General features: G+C 59.8%; 16 protein-coding genes. 12 read left to right on the top strand and 4 right to left on the bottom strand.

Annotated features, from left to right (window positions below):
- Positions 1 to 45: 45 nt before the first annotated feature.
- Together recO and pdxJ are read left to right on the top strand one after the other, a co-directional pair.
- Entirely contained in the window at positions 46 to 744 is a 699-nt protein-coding gene (gene recO, locus SOP97_RS01365; protein ID WP_322947821.1) for a DNA repair protein RecO, read from the top strand.
- Positions 737 to 1,483 (top strand): pyridoxine 5'-phosphate synthase, encoded by a 747-nt coding sequence (gene pdxJ / locus SOP97_RS01360; RefSeq protein ID WP_322947819.1) that lies wholly within the window; start codon positions 737 to 739, stop codon positions 1,481 to 1,483. Before recO ends, pdxJ begins: the two co-directional genes overlap by 8 nt.
- Positions 1,484 to 1,569: 86 nt before the next feature.
- Here pdxJ and cmoB read toward each other — a convergent pair whose 3' ends face one another.
- The 3 genes from cmoB to SOP97_RS01345 all read right to left on the bottom strand — a co-directional run bounded on the left by cmoB (position 1,570) and on the right by SOP97_RS01345 (position 3,873).
- Positions 1,570 to 2,538 (bottom strand): tRNA 5-methoxyuridine(34)/uridine 5-oxyacetic acid(34) synthase CmoB, encoded by a 969-nt coding sequence (gene cmoB, locus SOP97_RS01355; protein WP_322947817.1) that lies wholly within the window; start codon positions 2,536 to 2,538, stop codon positions 1,570 to 1,572.
- Entirely contained in the window at positions 2,535 to 3,311 is a 777-nt protein-coding gene (cmoA, locus tag SOP97_RS01350; RefSeq protein WP_322948014.1) for a carboxy-S-adenosyl-L-methionine synthase CmoA, read from the bottom strand. Before cmoA ends, cmoB begins: the two co-directional genes overlap by 4 nt.
- A gap of 166 nt (positions 3,312 to 3,477) precedes the next feature.
- Positions 3,478 to 3,873, bottom strand: a complete 396-nt coding sequence (locus tag SOP97_RS01345; RefSeq protein ID WP_322947815.1) for a protease inhibitor I42 family protein — start codon at positions 3,871 to 3,873, stop codon at positions 3,478 to 3,480.
- A 454-nt stretch (positions 3,874 to 4,327) separates the two neighbouring features.
- Here SOP97_RS01345 and SOP97_RS01340 point away from each other — a divergent pair, with 454 nt between their 5' ends.
- The 5 genes from SOP97_RS01340 (at position 4,328) to SOP97_RS01320 (ending at position 9,548) form a co-directional block, all read left to right on the top strand.
- Positions 4,328 to 5,080, top strand: a complete 753-nt coding sequence (locus SOP97_RS01340) for a helix-turn-helix transcriptional regulator (protein ID WP_322947813.1) — start codon at positions 4,328 to 4,330, stop codon at positions 5,078 to 5,080.
- Between the two features lie 176 nt (positions 5,081 to 5,256).
- Positions 5,257 to 5,943 (top strand): methylamine utilization protein, encoded by a 687-nt coding sequence (locus tag SOP97_RS01335; RefSeq protein ID WP_322947810.1) that lies wholly within the window; start codon positions 5,257 to 5,259, stop codon positions 5,941 to 5,943.
- On the top strand, positions 5,930 to 8,266 hold the full coding sequence (locus SOP97_RS01330; protein ID WP_322947808.1) for a putative bifunctional diguanylate cyclase/phosphodiesterase: 2,337 nt from the start codon (positions 5,930 to 5,932) through the stop codon (positions 8,264 to 8,266). The genes SOP97_RS01335 and SOP97_RS01330 overlap by 14 nt, the downstream gene beginning before the upstream one ends.
- 2 nt (positions 8,267 to 8,268) lie before the next feature.
- A complete protein-coding gene (locus SOP97_RS01325) occupies positions 8,269 to 9,126 on the top strand; it encodes a DUF3034 family protein (protein ID WP_322947806.1) in 858 nt (285 codons plus the stop codon).
- Between the two features lie 2 nt (positions 9,127 to 9,128).
- On the top strand, positions 9,129 to 9,548 hold the full coding sequence (locus tag SOP97_RS01320; RefSeq protein ID WP_322947804.1) for a group I truncated hemoglobin: 420 nt from the start codon (positions 9,129 to 9,131) through the stop codon (positions 9,546 to 9,548).
- Between the two features lie 108 nt (positions 9,549 to 9,656).
- Here the strand turns inward: SOP97_RS01320 and SOP97_RS01315 are convergent, their stop codons facing one another.
- Positions 9,657 to 10,508, bottom strand: a complete 852-nt coding sequence (locus tag SOP97_RS01315) for an HDOD domain-containing protein (RefSeq protein ID WP_322947802.1) — start codon at positions 10,506 to 10,508, stop codon at positions 9,657 to 9,659.
- A 607-nt stretch (positions 10,509 to 11,115) separates the two neighbouring features.
- On the opposite strand from SOP97_RS01315, the gene putP reads away from it, so the two are divergent.
- The 5 genes from putP to fliG all read left to right on the top strand — a co-directional run bounded on the left by putP (position 11,116) and on the right by fliG (position 16,386).
- Positions 11,116 to 12,603, top strand: a complete 1,488-nt coding sequence (putP, locus tag SOP97_RS01310; protein ID WP_274087840.1) for a sodium/proline symporter PutP — start codon at positions 11,116 to 11,118, stop codon at positions 12,601 to 12,603.
- A 306-nt stretch (positions 12,604 to 12,909) separates the two neighbouring features.
- Positions 12,910 to 13,131 (top strand): VF530 family protein, encoded by a 222-nt coding sequence (locus tag SOP97_RS01305; protein ID WP_322947800.1) that lies wholly within the window; start codon positions 12,910 to 12,912, stop codon positions 13,129 to 13,131.
- 116 nt (positions 13,132 to 13,247) lie between these two features.
- On the top strand, positions 13,248 to 13,577 hold the full coding sequence (fliE, locus tag SOP97_RS01300; protein ID WP_322947798.1) for a flagellar hook-basal body complex protein FliE: 330 nt from the start codon (positions 13,248 to 13,250) through the stop codon (positions 13,575 to 13,577).
- 15 nt (positions 13,578 to 13,592) lie between these two features.
- Entirely contained in the window at positions 13,593 to 15,377 is a 1,785-nt protein-coding gene (gene fliF, locus SOP97_RS01295; RefSeq protein ID WP_322947796.1) for a flagellar basal-body MS-ring/collar protein FliF, read from the top strand.
- Positions 15,370 to 16,386 carry a flagellar motor switch protein FliG gene (gene fliG, locus SOP97_RS01290; RefSeq protein WP_274087844.1) on the top strand — a complete coding sequence of 339 codons (1,017 nt, stop codon included), beginning with the start codon at positions 15,370 to 15,372 and terminating at the stop codon, positions 16,384 to 16,386. The genes fliF and fliG overlap by 8 nt, the downstream gene beginning before the upstream one ends.

The following is a 16,386-nucleotide window of genomic DNA, read 5'->3' as shown; positions in this document are numbered from 1 at the left end:
GCGCCGCGGGCCCGCCTGTGTGCCCGCTATTTCGAGTAAGCCTTGATGCTTGCGCCTAGCCAGCCCGCTTATGTGCTGCACAGCCGTGCTTACCGCGAGAGCAGTGCGCTGGTGGATTTCCTTACGCCGCAAGGCCGCCTGCGGGCGGTATTGCGCAGTGCGCGGGGGAAGGCGGGCAGCTTGGCGCGGCCGTTTATTCCGCTTGAGGCCGAGTTTCGCGGGCGCGGCGAGCTGAAAAACGTTGGCCGCCTCGATCCCGTAGGCATTCCTAATCTGTTAGTCGGTGAGGCCCTTTTTAGTGGTATCTATCTCAACGAGCTACTGATCCGCTTGCTCCCCGCTGAAGCGCCCCATCCTGCCGTCTTCGAACATTACGCGATGACAGTGCTGGCCCTTGCCGAGGGCCGCGCGCTGGAGCCGTTGCTGCGTTCTTTTGAGTGGCGTTTGCTGGATGAGCTGGGCTATGGTTTTGCCCTGAATCTGGACAGCGAAGGCCAGCCCATCGCCGAAGCTGGCCTGTATCGGCTGCAGACCGAAACCGGGCTGGTGCCCATCGGGCATTTTCAGCCTGGGGTTTTCCACGGGATTGAATTGCTGGCCATGGCCGAGGCCGACTGGACCACGCCCGGCGCCCTGGCGGCTGCCAAGCGCCTGATGCGCCAAGCCCTGGCCCCCCATTTAGGCGGACGACCGCTGGTCAGCCGCGAACTTTTTATGACGCTCAAGGAGCCAAGCCGTGACTGATGCCAATCGTATTCTGCTGGGTGTGAACATCGACCATGTGGCCACCTTGCGCCAGGCCCGTGGTACCCGCTACCCAGACCCGGTCAAGGCGGCGCTGGACGCTGAAGAGGCCGGGGCCGATGGGATTACCGTGCACCTGCGTGAAGATCGCCGGCATATTCAAGAGCGTGATGTGCGCCTGCTCAAGGAAGTCATGCAGACGCGGATGAACTTCGAGATGGGCGTGACCGAGGAGATGCTCGCGTTTGCCGAAAGCATTCGTCCCGAGCACGTCTGCCTGGTGCCAGAGACGCGTCAGGAACTGACCACCGAAGGCGGCCTGGACGTGGCAGGACAAGAAGAACGCATTCGTGCGGCGGTTCAGCGTCTGAGCAAAATTGGCTGTGAAGTGTCGCTGTTTATCGACCCTGAGCCGCAGCAGATTGAAGCCTCCAAGCGCGTAGGTGCCCCGGCTATCGAGCTGCACACCGGTCGTTATGCCGATGCCCATACGCCGCAAGAGGCGGCACGCGAGCTGGCGCGGATTCGCGACGGCGTGGCTTGCGGCCTGCAACACGGGCTGATCGTCAATGCCGGCCATGGTCTGCATTACCACAACGTTGAGCCGGTGGCCGCGATTGCCGGGATCAACGAGCTGAATATTGGTCATGCACTGGTGGCACACGCCCTGTTTGTCGGTTTTAAGCAGGCAGTGGTGGAAATGAAGCAGCTGATCACCGCAGCGGCCAATCGCGGTTGATCGAGAGGCGAGTTGTAGGATGGGTTGAGCGCAGCGATACCCATCTCTCGGACTCATGGGTTACGCCGCTGCGCGTCTAACTCATCTTACGGCTTACGTGCGATCAATACCGCGCGGCTTGGCGCCGGCAGTCCTTCGACCGTGCGGCTATGGTCGGCCGGATCAAGGAACTCAGGCAGCGACTGAAAGCGCATCCACTCGGTTGAGCGCTGTTCGTCGACGCTGGTGGTGCTGACATCCACGCAGCGCACATCAACAAAGCCGGCGCGGCGCAGCCACAGCTCTAGGGCCGGCACCGACGGTAGGAACCAGACGTTACGCATCTGCGCGTAGCGATCTTCAGGTACCAGCACTTGCTGGGCATCGCCTTCCACCACCAGGGTTTCCAGCACCAGCTCGCCATCTTTGACCAAACAGTCCTTGAGGTCGATCAAGTGATCGATGGGCGAGCGGCGGTGATACAGCACGCCCATGGAAAATACCGTATCGAAGCCCTGCAACTTGCCGGGCAGTTCTTCGAAGGCCAACGGCAGGTGCCAGGCGGGCAGGTCGGGCAGGTAATTTTTCATCGCCAGAAACTGGCAGAGGAACAACCAGTTCGGGTCGATGCCCACCACGCTGTCCGCACCTGCGCCGAGCATGCGCCACATGTAGTAGCCGTTGCCGCAGCCGACATCCAGCACGCGCTTGCCCTTGAGATCGAGGTAGGGGGCCACCCGCTGCCATTTCCAGTCCGAGCGCCATTCGGTGTCGACGTGTACGTCAAACAGATGGAACGGCCCTTTGCGCCAGGGGATCAGCCCTTGCAAAGCGGTTTTTAGCGCGCCGCGCGTCGGCTCATCGCAGCGGCCATTGAGGCTGAAATCGTGCAGCAACTCCAGTTGCTCAACCTGCAGTTCAGGCAGTGCTTGGACGGCGCCGTACCAGCGCGGCAGGTCACCGTGACCGATGGCCAGTTTGGCATCGATCTGGCCAGGCAAGTCGGCGGACCAATCCTGCAGCGGGGTACCGGCAAGCACTGCTTGCAGGGCGTCGAGGTCGAGGCGATTAATCATGGCAGGGCAATCATCGAGGCAAAGTTGAGGCATTGAAACCACGGCACTACTTGGCTGAAACCCGCGGCGAGGAGGCGCTCGCGGTGTTGCTCCAGGCTGTCGGGCAGCATGACTTTTTCAATGGCGCTGCGCTTCTGGGCAATCTCCAGCTCGCTGTAGCCGTTGGCGCGCTTGAAGGCGATGTGCAGGTCGCCGAGCAGGCGGTGTTGTTCGGCGTCCTCGAAGTGCAGTTTTTCCGAGAGAATCAGTGCGCCGCCGGGCAGCAGGGCTTGGCGAATGCGGGCGAGTAACTCAAGGCGCTGTTCGGGCTGAATAAATTGCAGGGTGAAGTTCAACGCCACCAACGAGGTTGGCTGAAAGTCGAGGCTGAGAATATCGGCTTCGAGCACCTCGACCGGGAGTAGCTCCTGAAACATCGAGTCTTGTGCATGCAGGTATTCGCGGCAGCGCTCGACCATAGCGCTGGAGTTGTCCACGGCGATCACTCGGCAGTCGGCGATCTGTACATGCCGGCGCAACGCTTGGGTAACTGCGCCCAATGAGCTGCCGAGGTCATACAGCACGCTGTGCGGCTGGGCAAACTGGCCAGCAAGCACGCCGATGTTTTCGACAATGGTCGGGTAACCCGGTACCGAGCGTTTGATCATGTCGGGGAAGACCCGCACCACATCTTCGTTGAAAACGAAGTCCGGCACCTGGGCCAGGGGTTGGGCGAAAAGACGGTCGGGTTGTTTGCTCACGTTGGCTGCGCACTGGTCGATAAAGCCGGGCATTTTAGCCAAGTAACGTCCATAGCCAAACGTTGATTGCAGCTATTGGTCGCAAATCCATGCGGCCGTCACGTATGCGGCGCTAGTTCGCGGTCTCGTTAGCCGGCTTAAAGGCTGATGCGGTGATTGCCCATTGGCCCAACCAGTTAGCGCAGCCTATGGCGACAGGTTACTGCGCCTTGAGTGTGCAGTCGAAGCGCTGAGCGGGCACTACGCCAACTTCCCAGGGGCGTTCATAGGTGAGGGCCAGTTGGCCTTCGCCGGCCTTGACCACCTGGAAGCGCCAGGTAGAAACCCCAGCGCTGCCGACCAGGCCGGCATCTTCAGGGTTGCTGTAGACCTCCGGGCCGAGGCTTTGCAGAACCTGTGTTGCCGAGTCGCGCATCAACCAGCGAAAGCCAGTAGTCGGGTTGCTCGGCAAGCGCAGGATAAATTGCTGGCCAATGTGCAGTGATATCGGGCATTTACTCTGCTGGTTCTGCTCCAGGCTGACGCTGCTGGGTTTTTGTGCGCAGGCACTGAGCAGCACAAGGCCAAACATCAGCGTTAGGCGGGGAGCGAGCATGGTGAACTCCTGGCGAAAGTCGAGGTTGCCAGCATAACTGCAACGGCCCGCCTGCGGAAATCCGCACTAGGGTTGGCGCGTCACCTGCAGTGCCAGGGGGCGGCCTGATTGCAGTTGGTTTAGGTGCTGCTCATGGCGTTTAGCCGCAAGCTGGCTGAGGTAGTGGCCGGCAAGTAACAGTGCTGATGCGAGAGCGAGGGCAATGCTGAAAACCATAGCGGATGTCCTAAAACCCGAGCGATGCGCAAGGGACAGGATTGCTCAGCAAATCGCTTGCCAGGTCGTGCAAATGAAAGGTGATTGACCCACCAGGGGCTGACTACAGGCAGCGTATTCAGGCGCTTTTAATTAGCCCTAAGGGGCGCAGCGGGCGCTGCCCATTTGTCGTGCTGGCTGCAGTTTCACCGGGCAAAAGGTTAAAGTTGCACCTCTTTTATCCGGGGTTGCACTTTTAATGCTCAACGCGCGCTTGATACGTCTTGATGACCAAGCCCATGAACACACCCACGACCATCACCAGCTGGTGTTGTCGCTGGCTGGGCGCGCGGAGTTTGAGGTCAATGGTCGTGGCGGCGAGGTGTGCCGCATGCGTGCCTGCCTGGTGCCCGGGGATGCCGATCATCAGTTCGCCGGTATGGGCGATAACCGCATGTTGATCATCGACCTGGATGAGCAGGGTGTATCCAGTGAAGACCTGCAGCTGCTGACGGGTTTGTTTGAAACACCGCGCTACCCGCAGCTGGATGCCGACTTCCAGAACCTGTTGAGCTATGCCGGCGCCGAGCTGGAGCGTTACGGCTCTGATCCGCTGTTGGCGCGGGCGCTCGGTGGCGTTTTGCTGAGGGCTTTACACCTGCGACTGTTTGGTGAGCAGCAGGCGCGCGCCATTGGCCCGCTGAATTTAGAACGACTCGACACTTATATCGTCGAGCACCTGGCTCGGCGCATCAGCGTGGCTGAGCTGGCCCAGGTGGCTTGCTTGAGCCCCAGTCATTTTCACGCGCAGTTCAAGGACAGTGTCGGCCTTACGCCGCACCAGTACCTGCTGAAAACCCGCCTTGATCGCGCTGTGCGCTTGTTGCGCGAGAGCGGGTTGCCGCTTATCCGCATCGCCGAGGAGTGCGGCTTCTCTAGCCAGAGCGCGCTCACCACGGCGATGCGTCGCTACCTCGGCCTGACGCCCAAGCGCCTGCGCAGCGCCGAGTAAACGGCCCTTCTAGCCTGCGTTGCATCTGGCTCGCGGCGATACAACGGGGGATGGCGGCCGACATAAGGTGAACTTCTGCAGGCAGGCGGCTAAGCTGTGGCTCACTGCGGCACTCAATGTGTCAGGCATGGATGCTGTTCCTAATCAAGTGTGCCCCTCGCGTACGAGTCGTCTTGATGAGCCAATACCTGTATTTATCCTTCGTGCGCTCGCTGCTGATTTTCTTGCTGCTGAGCGCGCCGCTGCATGCCGCCAGCTTGCAGGCTGAACTGCTGGACAGCCAAGGCCAGCCGCTTGCGAATGCCGTACTTAGTTTGCGCAGCCTCGCGGATGCACCGACTGCATCGGCGGCTGTGATTATGGATCAACGCTCGCAGCAGTTCGTACCGAATGTGCTGGCGGTGCGCAGCGGCACGTCGGTGAAGTTTCCCAATAGCGACAATATTCGCCACCACGTCTATTCCTTCTCTCCAGCCAAGCGCTTTGAATTGCGCCTGTATCAGGGCACGCCAAGTGAACCGGTGATCTTCGATAAGCCCGGTGTGGTCGTGCTTGGCTGCAATATTCACGACTGGATGCTGGGCTATGTCTATGTCACCGACGATCCTTGGTTTGCTGTTAGCGATGAGCAGGGGCGCTTGCGTATTGACCAGCTGCCGGCGGGTACTTACTCGGCCAGCCTGTGGCACCCACAAGCCCCGGAGATGTTGCCACAGGCGGCCGGTGAGGTGCAGTTGAGCGAGGGCGGTAACCAGCAGCGTTTTACCTTGGCCATACAAGCCCCGGCTGCCCAGGTCGCCCCGCGTGCGCCGGCCAGTGCCTTTGGCGATGCGTTTAAGAAGGCTCGCGATGCTGCGCAATAGCTTCCAGGCGCGAATTGCCGGTGTATTGGTCCTGCTGCTGCTCATTGTGGTCGGGGCGCTCTATGTAGCCGTACAAACCGCCACCAATGCAGCAGTGCGCAGCCAGGCACGCGAGCAGCTGGATGTCGGCAGCCTGGTGTTTCAGCAGTTGCTCGAAGTGCGTGGCCGGCAGTTGCACGATGCCGTTCAGGTGTTGGCCGCTGACTTCGGTTTTAAGGACGCCGTGGCCAGCGGTGACACCGAGACCATTCGTTCGGCGTTGGCCAATCACGGTGCGCGGATCAATGCCAGTGTGGTGATGATGCTGTCCCTAGACGGCAACCTAGAAGTCAGCAGCGACCGGCAGATTAGCGGCGCCACAGCCCAGCGCTTGAGTGCCCAGGTGATGCAGCGTCAGCGCGAAGGCGCACAGATTTTCCTGATGCCGATTGCCGAGAAAATTTACCTGCTGGTGCAGGCCTCCGTTAGCGCACCGTTGCCGATTGCCCGAGTGATGATGGGCTTTCAGGTGGATGATGCCTTTGCTGCCGAGCTGCGCGAACTGACCCACCTGGACTTAACCCTGTTGGCGACCCAGAAGGGGGTTGCCGATATCTGGATCAGTACCTTGCCAGCGGCGCAGCGCGAGCAGGTACAGGAGGGGATGACCCACCTGGCGAGTGATGCAGTGAGCTTGATCGGCAGCGAACGCTACCTTAACCAAGCACTGGTGCTGGCCAGTGGCGACGGGTTTGAGGTGCGTGCGCTGCTGCACAAATCCCTGAGTCAGGCGCAGCAGGCGTTCGCGTCACTTGATCAAAATATTCTGCTGATCGCCCTGGTGGCACTGACCGCGTCTCTATGCGGCGCCCTGTTGTTGGCGCGCTCGGTGTCGCAACCCGTGCAGCAACTGGCTGCCGTCGCCGAACGCGTGCGTCAGGGGGATTATCAGGCCGATCTGGACCTGCACCGCGCTGACGAATTAGGGCGTTTGGCCATGGCCTTCAAGGCCATGCAGCAAGGCATTGCCGAGCGTGAACGGCAGTTGGCGCACAATGCCTTACATGATGCGCTCACCGGCTTACCCAACCGCACGCTGGCGCTGGAGCGCCTGGGCAGTGCCATTACGGCGGGGCGGCCGATGGCGTTGCTGTATTTAGGGGTGGCGAACTTTCGTACGGTCAATGAAAGCCTCGGGCCGGAGGGCGGCGACTTGGCGCTGCAGCAGCTTAGCCGGCAACTGCAGGGGATTTTGCGCCCCGGCGATAGCGTGGCGCGGATCATCGGTGACGAGTTTCTCCTGCTGCTGGAAAACGCCGACAGCGACAGCGCCGTAGGCATTGCCGACACGCTGCAGCAACTGCTGCTCAAGCCTTTGCGCGTGGCCAGCCATGATGTAGCACTGGATTGCCGCATTGGCATTGCCAGTTACCCGGTGGATGGCAACGCCCCGGAAGAACTGCTGCGCCGGGCGGCCATCGCGATGCAGGATGCGGCCGGTATGGCCAGCCATCTGCAGGTCTACCAGCGGGGGCGCGATGATGCCCAGCAGCGGCAGATTCGCCTGATTCGCGATTTACGCCACGCGCCAAGTAAGGCCGAGCTGCTGCTGCACTATCAACCGAAGTTGGATATTGCCAGCGGGCGGGTACGGCAGGCAGAGGCCTTGCTGCGTTGGCAGCATCCTGAGTTGGGCATGGTTTCGCCTGGGGAATTTATTCCGCTGGCTGAGCGCACCGGCAGCATTCAGCTGTTGACCTCCTGGGTGCTAGAAGACGTTATGCGCCAGTTGCGTGAGTGGGGCGGGCGCGGCCTTTACGTGCAGGTGTCATTGAATATCTCCACCGAGGACCTGATCGATCCGCAGTTGCCGGCGCGGGTCAGCCAACTGTTGTCTGAATACCAAGTGCCGGCCGCACAGCTGATTTTTGAGATTACCGAAAGCGGGGTGATGCTCAATCCGGAAGTCGCTCTGCAGGTGCTGCATGGCTTGCGCGAGTGCGGTATCAGCTTGTCGGTGGATGACTTTGGTACGGGTTACTCGTCCCTCGCTCAGCTCAAGCGTATGCCGGTGCAGGAGCTGAAGATCGATCAATCGTTTATCCGCGATCTGGATGATGACAGTGAAGATTCGGTGATCGTGCGTTCAACCATCGAAATGAGCCACAGCCTGGGCCTCAAGGTGGTGGCTGAAGGCGTTGAGTTTGAGCGCAGCCTGCAACTGCTGGCGCGCTGGAAGTGTGACACCGCTCAGGGCTACCTGATCAGCCGGCCGCTGGCGGCGTCAGCCTTTGAAACCTGGCTGGCGCAACACGCGCTAGCCGCCTCGGACGTGGTGCATTGACCATGCTAAAGCCGTTTCACGGTGTGCTTCTGTTGCTGGGCCTGTTGGCCAACCTGAGCTGGGCCGATGGTCGCTTGCTGGCCACCGGTGGCGCCAGCAGCCTGGAGGGCGCGGCCGGCGGTGGCATCACGCCCTGGGCGGTGTTGTCCGGGTATGGCGAGCGCGGCGAGTGGGGCGCGGATGTATTTGCTACACGGGTGGAAACCGGCGACTACCGCCTGGATGTGGCCGGTATTGGGGTAGCATTCGATAACCGAATCGAGTTGTCCTTCGCCCGCCAGCGCTTTGATTTGGGCACCCTGGCGCGCAACCTCAACCTGCCGGAAAACAGCCTGAGCCAGGATGTCTTCGGCCTCAAGGTGCGTCTGTTTGGCGACCTGATATACGACCAGCTGCCGCAGGTGTCGCTGGGTATTCAGCACAAACGCCAGAAGGATTTTCTGATCCCCCGGCTGATTGGCGCGCAACGCAGCGAAGACACCGAGGGCTATATCACCGCGAGCCGGCTGATCCTTGGCGGTGCCATGGGCTACAACCTGCTGCTCAATGGCGGTGTTCGTTACAGCCGGGCCAATGAGCTGGGCCTGCTGGGCTTTGGCGGTGATCGGCGTGATCGCCACTCGGTGCTCAAGGAAGGCTCGGTTGCTGTGCTGTTCAACCCGCGCTGGGCGTTGGGCGTTGAGTACCGCGAGAAACCGGACAACCTCAGCTTTGCCGGGGAGAGTGACTGGGCCGACCTGTTTCTCGGTTACTTCCCCAACAAGCATCTGGCTGTGGTGCTGGCCTATGCACGCCTGGGGGAAATCGCCACGCTGGATAATCAGGACGGCGTTTACCTGTCCGTGCAAGGGAGCTTCTAAGCATGCGCAGCCTGCTGCTGGCCATTGTGTTGACCCTGACGGCCTGTGCCCAGCAGCCTGCCAAAGACGATAGCCTCTACAGAGACCTGGGGGAACAGGCCGGGATTACCCGCATCGTCGAGGGCATGCTGCTAAATATTGCCGGCGACCCGCGCATCGTTAGGCACTTTGAAAATATCGACATCGTGCGTCTGCGCGACAAGTTGGTGGAGCAGCTTTGCCTCGAGGTTGGCGGCCCTTGTACTTACAGCGGTGACAGCATGGAAGAAAGCCACAAGGGCCAGCACCTCACGCCGAGTGACTTCAATGCCCTGGTGGAAAACCTGCAAGAGGCCATGAGTGCCCAGGGCGTCCCTATGCCCGCGCAGAATCGCCTGCTGGCGCGGCTGGCGCCCATGCGGGCGCAGGTTATCGATCGCTAACGTTTAGTTCTGGTCTGTTGCGCATAGGCCTACGGTATCAAACCCAGCCTGACGCTGTTGCCCGCGCAGTGCGTTGCTTGGCTCGAGCGTGTGAAGCCGTAAAGAGGCTCAGCGTAAGGTCTGGGCGATTGCCAGGATCTCGGCGCGGTGACTGCTCAGCAGGCTGAGTTCACCGTTTTCATCGATGGAGTTCTGCGGCGGCGTCAGCTTCTTATAGGCCGCCAGCTCTTGCAGCGGCGGCAAATCGGCCGTTGGCTCGTGCTCCTTGAGCGAGTGGTAGAGCGCCAGGTTGACCATATCCAGCAATTGCAGCTTACCTGCCGGGCTGTGCTGCCAATTGCCGGTGTTGCGAATGATCTCGATATAGTCGTTATCCACCGACCATTTCTTCAACACGATAATCCCCAGCGATTTGCTGTATTCGCGGCACAGCTTGTAATACAGCGCGCTGGAGAGGGGCACGCTGTCGTTGCGGAACGCCGAAAGCACGACGAGGGTGCCGACTTCACTGAGTAGGCTGGCCAACAGGGCGTGTTCCGCCGTCACATGGCCAAGCTGGCGAGCCAGCAGGGTGCTGGCCTTGATTACCACGCGCTCCCACGCCTCGATAAACAGCTGTTTATGCTTGGGGCTGTGCAGGGTAAACAGGCTTTTGATGCTATGCGCCATGGTGATTCGGTCGACTTCGGCCATGCCGAGCCGGCTGATGACTTCAAGCAGGGTTTTCGGTGCCGTGGTGGTACGGTGCAGGGCGCTGGACGCATGCTTTATCAGCAAGGCGCTAAGGGCAGGGTCGCGACTGATTAAGCGGGTTAAGGCGTTGAGCGAAATATTGGGATCGCCCAAGGCGCGGCGAATATCCATCGTGAGGGTCGGCAGGCTGGGTAATTGCTCCTCACCCTGCAGCAGTTGCGAGACCAAGCGCCGGTAGACGGAATAGTCGGATGTTTCGCTCTGCAATACACACCTCAATATTTGTTCAGGCTGTCTAGATCGGTACTATGCGGGTAGGTCGTGCGGTAAATGGCGCCGCCATCACTGCTCGGAGCTTGAAACAGGTGTTTGCCGGAAGTTCCCGGCATGGAGCTTTTTGTAAAAACTCCAGAGCATTTTGTAAGAAGCGTTCATGCCTCTGCCACTAAATTCCGTTCCCGGCTTACGCCGTGCCTAGGTTTGCGCCACAGGGCGTTCCTGCAAGTCGCTGCAATTGGGCTAGACCTAATACAGGTAGCGGCCAATAAAAGGCAGGGCGTGTCGGTATAATTTGCAGGGTCGCTTCTGCGGCTGATCGTGCGCAAACTCCGCATTCTTTGGGTGTTAAGTTGTCAGCCGTGCGCAGTATTAATTCGTAGTTTGAGTACGTGCCGTGGCTTTGCGTGCGAGGTCTTGGCAAGCCGTTAAAGGCGTTTTAAGGGCGACTGTTTTGCGACATGCGCCCTTTTTGTAATGGGGTCTAGAACTCCGACTGCGTGAACCGGCTTCACCTGCACCGCGGGTATGAAATGCCACGTTGGTAATGGGGCTACTCCCTATTGCCCAATAACAACAATCAAGAGGGGACTCCCTAATGACTGCAAGTACTCCGATGCTCGTCACCTTTGTGGTGTACATCGCGCTCATGGTGCTGATTGGCCTGGTCGCCTATATGCGCACCAAGAACCTTTCCGATTACATCCTGGGCGGCCGTAGCCTGGGCAGTTTTGTTACCGCCTTGTCGGCGGGGGCGTCGGATATGAGCGGCTGGCTGCTAATGGGCTTGCCGGGCGCGGTATACCTCTCGGGCCTGTCTGAAGGCTGGATCGCCATCGGCCTAATCGCCGGTGCCTACTTGAATTGGTTGTTCGTGGCTGGCCGTCTGCGGGTGCAGACCGAGCACAATGGCAACGCGCTGACCCTGCCCGATTACTTCACCCACCGCTTTGAGGATGGCAGTCGTGTGCTGCGTATTTTCTCGGCGCTGATCATTCTGGTGTTCTTCACCATTTATTGCGCCTCGGGCGTGGTGGCTGGTGCCCGTCTGTTTGAAAGCACCTTCGGCATGTCCTATGAGACAGCCTTGTGGGCTGGCGCGGCGGCAACCATTGCGTACACCTTTATTGGCGGTTTCCTGGCGGTGAGCTGGACTGACACCGTGCAGGCCACGCTGATGATCTTCGCGCTGATCCTCACTCCGGTCGTGGTGATGATTGCCACCGGTGGCGCAGATACCACCTTCGCTGCCATCGAACTGCAGGACGCCACTAACTTCGACATGCTTAAGGGCGCGACCTTTGTTGGCGTGATTTCGCTGCTGGCCTGGGGCTTGGGTTACTTCGGTCAGCCGCACATCCTTGCACGCTTCATGGCTGCTGATTCGGTTAAGTCGATCCCCGCTGCCCGTCGCATTTCCATGACCTGGATGATCCTGACCCTCGCGGGTGCCGTGGCAGTGGGCTTCTTTGGTATTGCGTATTTCTCCGCCAACCCGGACCTTGCTGGCCCGGTAACCGATAACCCAGAGCGCGTCTTTATTGAACTGGCCAAGTTGCTGTTCAACCCATGGATTGCCGGCATTCTGTTGTCTGCCATTCTCGCCGCGGTGATGAGCACCCTGAGCTGCCAGTTGCTGGTGTGCTCCAGTGCCCTGACGGAAGACTTCTACAAGGCTTTCCTGCGTAAAGATGCGTCGCAGGTCGAGCTGGTATGGGTGGGTCGCGGCATGGTGCTGCTGATTGCTATCGTCGCCATCATGTTGGCGGCTAATCCGGAAAACCGTGTACTGGGCCTGGTGTCCTATGCCTGGGCAGGCTTCGGTGCAGCCTTCGGTCCGGTGGTGATCCTGTCGCTGGTATGGAAGCAGATGACTCGCAACGGCGCGTTGGCCGGCATGCTGGTGGGTGCCCTGACCGTGATCCTGTGGAAGAACCTTCTCGGTCACCTGGGTCTGTACGAAATCATCCCTGGCTTTATCTTCGCCACGCTGGCCATCGTCGTGTTCAGCAAAATCGGCAACGGCCCATCGGCTGGCATGATCAAGCGCTTCGACGAGGCCGAGAAAGAATACCAGTCGGCCTGATAATCCCCCGCAGTGGGCAACTGACCGATCGCGCAGTTGCCCAGCCAGCGTGTTTTGCGCTGATGTGCATGTGACTTAAGCGTTCTTTTGCCGGCCCACACGTTGTTGTTGGGCCGGTTTTTTTTGGTCGTCATACTTAGCTATTGCTCTTACGCCCTTACGCCGTTGCTTGGCGACGTCATAAAACGGCCAGAGCCGTTTTATGATGAGATAAAAGCCCCGGCATCAGTATTCGTACTTTCGGTCAGACGTGGGCTTGGCTAAGGTGGCGCATATTTTCAATCAGGCTGTCCGTACAGGTTCTGCATGACTCAATCACCGAACAATCCGCTGCATGGCGTGACACTTGAAGCCATCCTCACCGCTCTGGTTGCCCAGTATGGTTGGGATGGTTTGGCGCAATGCATCGATATTCGCTGTTTCAAAAGCGATCCGAGCATCAAGTCCAGCCTGACTTTTTTGCGCAAGACGCCTTGGGCACGGGAGAAGGTTGAAGCGCTGTATATCCGCTCGCAGGCGCGTCGCTAGGCGCTGAGCGCTAGGTCGCTAGGCGCTGAGCGCTAGGTCGGTAACCTGGCACCCTTGTTGCAATACCTCTGCAAACGCCGCAAAGCGTCAAAAAACTGCGGCCAGTGGAGGAAGTGATGAGTCAGGGTGTTGAGTTCAATCGTTTGATGCTGGAAATGCGTTCTATGCAGGCCGACGCCATGGTGCGTCAGAAACCTGTCGCCAGCACGCCTGAACCAGGGGCCCCGAGCTTTTCCGATATGCTCGGCCAGGCGGTGGGCAAGGTTAGCGAAACCCAGCAGGCAGCCAGTAAGTTGGCAACCGCCTTTGAAATGGGCACCAGTGGTGTGGATTTGACGGATGTGATGATTGCCTCGCAGAAATCCAGCGTCTCCATGCAAGCCATGACCCAAGTGCGCAACAAGCTGGTTCAGGCGTATCAAGACATTATGCAGATGCCGGTTTAAGGGTAGGGCTGAATCATGGCGGAAGCTGTCGCTGCAAACGTACCTGCCACCACTGGTGGTGAGCCGAAAAAACCATTGTTCGGCCTGACCTTCCTGGAAAACCTTTCCGATATGTCGATGTTGCGGCAGATCGGTTTGTTGGTCGGTCTTGCCGCCAGTGTGGCCATCGGCTTTGCCGTGGTGCTGTGGTCGCAGCAACCGGATTACCGCCCGCTGTATGGCAGCCTCGATGGCATGGATGCTTCGCAGGTGATGGAGACGCTGTCCGCTGCCGATATCAAATACACCGTGGAGCCCAACTCCGGCGCGTTATTGGTTCAGGCCGATGACCTGGCCCGTGCGCGTATGCGTCTGGCGGCCGCTGGCGTTGCGCCGAAAGACAACAGCGTCGGCTTTGAGATTCTCGACCAGGAGCAAGGCCTGGGCACCAGCCAGTTTATGGAAGCCACCCGCTACCGCCGCGGCCTGGAAGGCGAGCTGGCCCGTACGGTCGCCAGCCTGAACAACATCAAAGCCGCCCGCGTGCATTTGGCTATCCCGAAAAGCTCGGTGTTCGTGCGCGACGAACGCAAGCCCAGCGCCTCGGTACTGGTTGAGTTGTATTCGGGCCGCAGCCTGGAGCCGAGCCAGGTGATGGCCATCGTCAATCTGGTTGCCAGCAGCGTGCCGGAAATGAATAAGGCCCAGGTCACCGTGGTCGATCAGAAGGGCAACCTGCTCTCGGACATTCAGGAAATGTCCGAGCTGACCATGGCCGGCAAACAGTTCGATTACAGCCGCCGCATGGAGAGCCTGTTCACCCAGCGTGTGCACAATATTTTGCAGCCGGTACTGGGCTCTGGTCGTTACAAGGCCGAAGTGTCGGCGGATGTGGACTTTAGCGCGGTGGAGTCCACCTCGGAGATGTTCAACCCCGACCAGCCGGCGCTGCGCAGTGAGCAGCAGGTCAATGAGCAACGCACCAGCAGCCTGCCACCGCAAGGTGTGCCCGGTGCCCTGAGCAATCAGCCGCCAGGTCCCGCCGCAGCACCTCAGCAAGCCGGTGCCGGGGCGGCAGCTGTGGCAGGGGCGATTGCGCCCGGGCAGCCTTTGCTGGACGCCAACGGCGCGCAAATCATCGACCCGGCCACCGGCCTGGCCATGCTCGCGCCTTATCCGGCGGACAAGCGTGAGCAATCGACACGCAACTTCGAGCTGGACCGTTCAATCAGCTACACCAAACAACAGCAGGGGCGTCTGCGCCGCTTGTCGGTGGCGGTGGTGGTCGATGATCAAGCTAAGCTGGATGCCGCCACGGGTGAGGTTACTCGCGTGCCGTGGAGCAGTGACGACCTGGCGCGCTTTACCCGTCTGGTGCAGGACTCGGTTGGTTTCGACGCCAGCCGTGGTGACAGCGTCAGCGTGATCAATACGCCGTTCTCCGCTGAACTGGGTGAAGAGCTGATCGAAATTCCGTTTTACACCCAGCCGTGGTTCTGGGATGTGGTCAAACAGGTACTTGGCGTCCTGTTTATCCTGGTGTTGGTATTTGGTGTGTTGCGCCCAGTGCTCAATAACATCACCGGTGCCGGCCGCGGTCAGGGCGATGGCCGTGGTGGCGACGTTGAACTCGGTGAAATGGGCGGGTTGGGCGGTGACTTGGCCGAAGACCGGGTCAGCCTCGGCGGGCCGCAAAGCATCCTCCTGCCGAGCCCGAGTGAGGGGTATGATGCACAGCTAAACGCCATCAAGAGCCTGGTCGCAGAAGATCCGGGCCGCGTCGCCCAGGTTGTGAAAGAGTGGATTAACGCCGATGAGTGATAATCGAACCGTCGCCAAGTTGAACAAGGTCGATAAGGCCGCGATCCTGCTGCTTTCGCTCGGTGAAACGGATGCCGCCCAAGTGCTGCGGCATCTGGGGCCGAAGGAAGTGCAGCGCGTAGGCGTGGCCATGGCCGGTATGCGCAATATTCAGCGTGAGCAGGTCGAGCAGGTCATGGGCGAGTTCGTTGACATCGTCGGCGACCAGACCAGCCTGGGCGTTGGTGCCGACGGCTATATCCGCAAGATGCTCACGCAGGCCCTGGGCGAAGACAAAGCCGGCAATCTGATTGACCGTATCCTCCTCGGTGGCAGCACCAGCGGTTTGGACAGCCTTAAATGGATGGAGCCGCGCGCCGTGGCGGATGTGATCCGCTACGAGCACCCGCAGATTCAGGCCATTGTTGTGGCTTACCTCGATCCCGACCAGGCCGGTGAAGTGCTCGGCCACTTCGATCACAAGGTGCGCTTGGATATCGTGCTGCGGGTGTCTTCACTGAACACCGTACAGCCAGCCGCGCTGAAAGAGCTCAATCTGATCCTTGAGAAACAGTTCTCCGGCAGCTCCAATAGCACCCGCGCTGCATTGGGCGGGGTTAAGCGTGCCGCCGACATCATGAACTTCCTCGACAGCTCGGTTGAAGGTCAGCTGATGGACTCAATCCGTGAGGTTGACGAGGACCTGTCCAGCCAGATCGAAGACCTGATGTTCGTCTTCGACAACCTGGCCGATGTGGATGACCGTGGCATCCAGGCGTTGATGCGCGAAGTTTCCTCCGATGTGCTGGTGTTGGCGCTCAAGGGCGCCGATGAGGCCATCAAGGAAAAGGTTTTCAAAAACATGTCCAAACGTGCTGCCGAACTGCTGCGCGACGATCTGGAAGCCAAAGGCCCGGTGCGCGTCAGCGATGTGGAAACGGCGCAGAAGGAAATCCTTACCATCGCCAGACGTATGGCCGAAGCCGGGGAAATTGTCTTGGGCGGCAAAGGCGGCGAGGAAATGGTCTAA

This window comes from Pseudomonas spirodelae, assembly GCF_034653255.1.
GTDB classification, from domain to species: Bacteria; Pseudomonadota; Gammaproteobacteria; order Pseudomonadales; family Pseudomonadaceae; genus Aquipseudomonas; species Aquipseudomonas spirodelae.
Note: the sequence above shows the minus strand (reverse complement) of the source record. Positions and strands in the feature narration are given on the sequence as shown.

Bases quoted from the DNA above. Each gene is read 5' to 3' on its own strand.
- recO (WP_322947821.1), top strand. From the start codon at position 46: ATGCTTGCGCCTAGCCAGCCCGCTTATGTGCTGCACAGCCGTGCTTAC.
- cmoB (WP_322947817.1), bottom strand. From the start codon at position 2,538: ATGATTAATCGCCTCGACCTCGACGCCCTGCAAGCAGTGCTTGCCGGT.
- cmoA (WP_322948014.1), bottom strand. From the start codon at position 3,311: ATGCCCGGCTTTATCGACCAGTGCGCAGCCAACGTGAGCAAACAACCC.
- SOP97_RS01345 (WP_322947815.1), bottom strand. From the start codon at position 3,873: ATGCTCGCTCCCCGCCTAACGCTGATGTTTGGCCTTGTGCTGCTCAGT.
- SOP97_RS01340 (WP_322947813.1), top strand. From the start codon at position 4,328: ATGCTCAACGCGCGCTTGATACGTCTTGATGACCAAGCCCATGAACAC.
- SOP97_RS01335 (WP_322947810.1), top strand. From the start codon at position 5,257: ATGAGCCAATACCTGTATTTATCCTTCGTGCGCTCGCTGCTGATTTTC.
- SOP97_RS01330 (WP_322947808.1), top strand. From the start codon at position 5,930: ATGCTGCGCAATAGCTTCCAGGCGCGAATTGCCGGTGTATTGGTCCTG.
- SOP97_RS01325 (WP_322947806.1), top strand. From the start codon at position 8,269: ATGCTAAAGCCGTTTCACGGTGTGCTTCTGTTGCTGGGCCTGTTGGCC.
- SOP97_RS01320 (WP_322947804.1), top strand. From the start codon at position 9,129: ATGCGCAGCCTGCTGCTGGCCATTGTGTTGACCCTGACGGCCTGTGCC.
- putP (WP_274087840.1), top strand. From the start codon at position 11,116: ATGACTGCAAGTACTCCGATGCTCGTCACCTTTGTGGTGTACATCGCG.
- SOP97_RS01305 (WP_322947800.1), top strand. From the start codon at position 12,910: ATGACTCAATCACCGAACAATCCGCTGCATGGCGTGACACTTGAAGCC.
- fliE (WP_322947798.1), top strand. From the start codon at position 13,248: ATGAGTCAGGGTGTTGAGTTCAATCGTTTGATGCTGGAAATGCGTTCT.
- fliF (WP_322947796.1), top strand. From the start codon at position 13,593: ATGGCGGAAGCTGTCGCTGCAAACGTACCTGCCACCACTGGTGGTGAG.
- fliG (WP_274087844.1), top strand. From the start codon at position 15,370: ATGAGTGATAATCGAACCGTCGCCAAGTTGAACAAGGTCGATAAGGCC.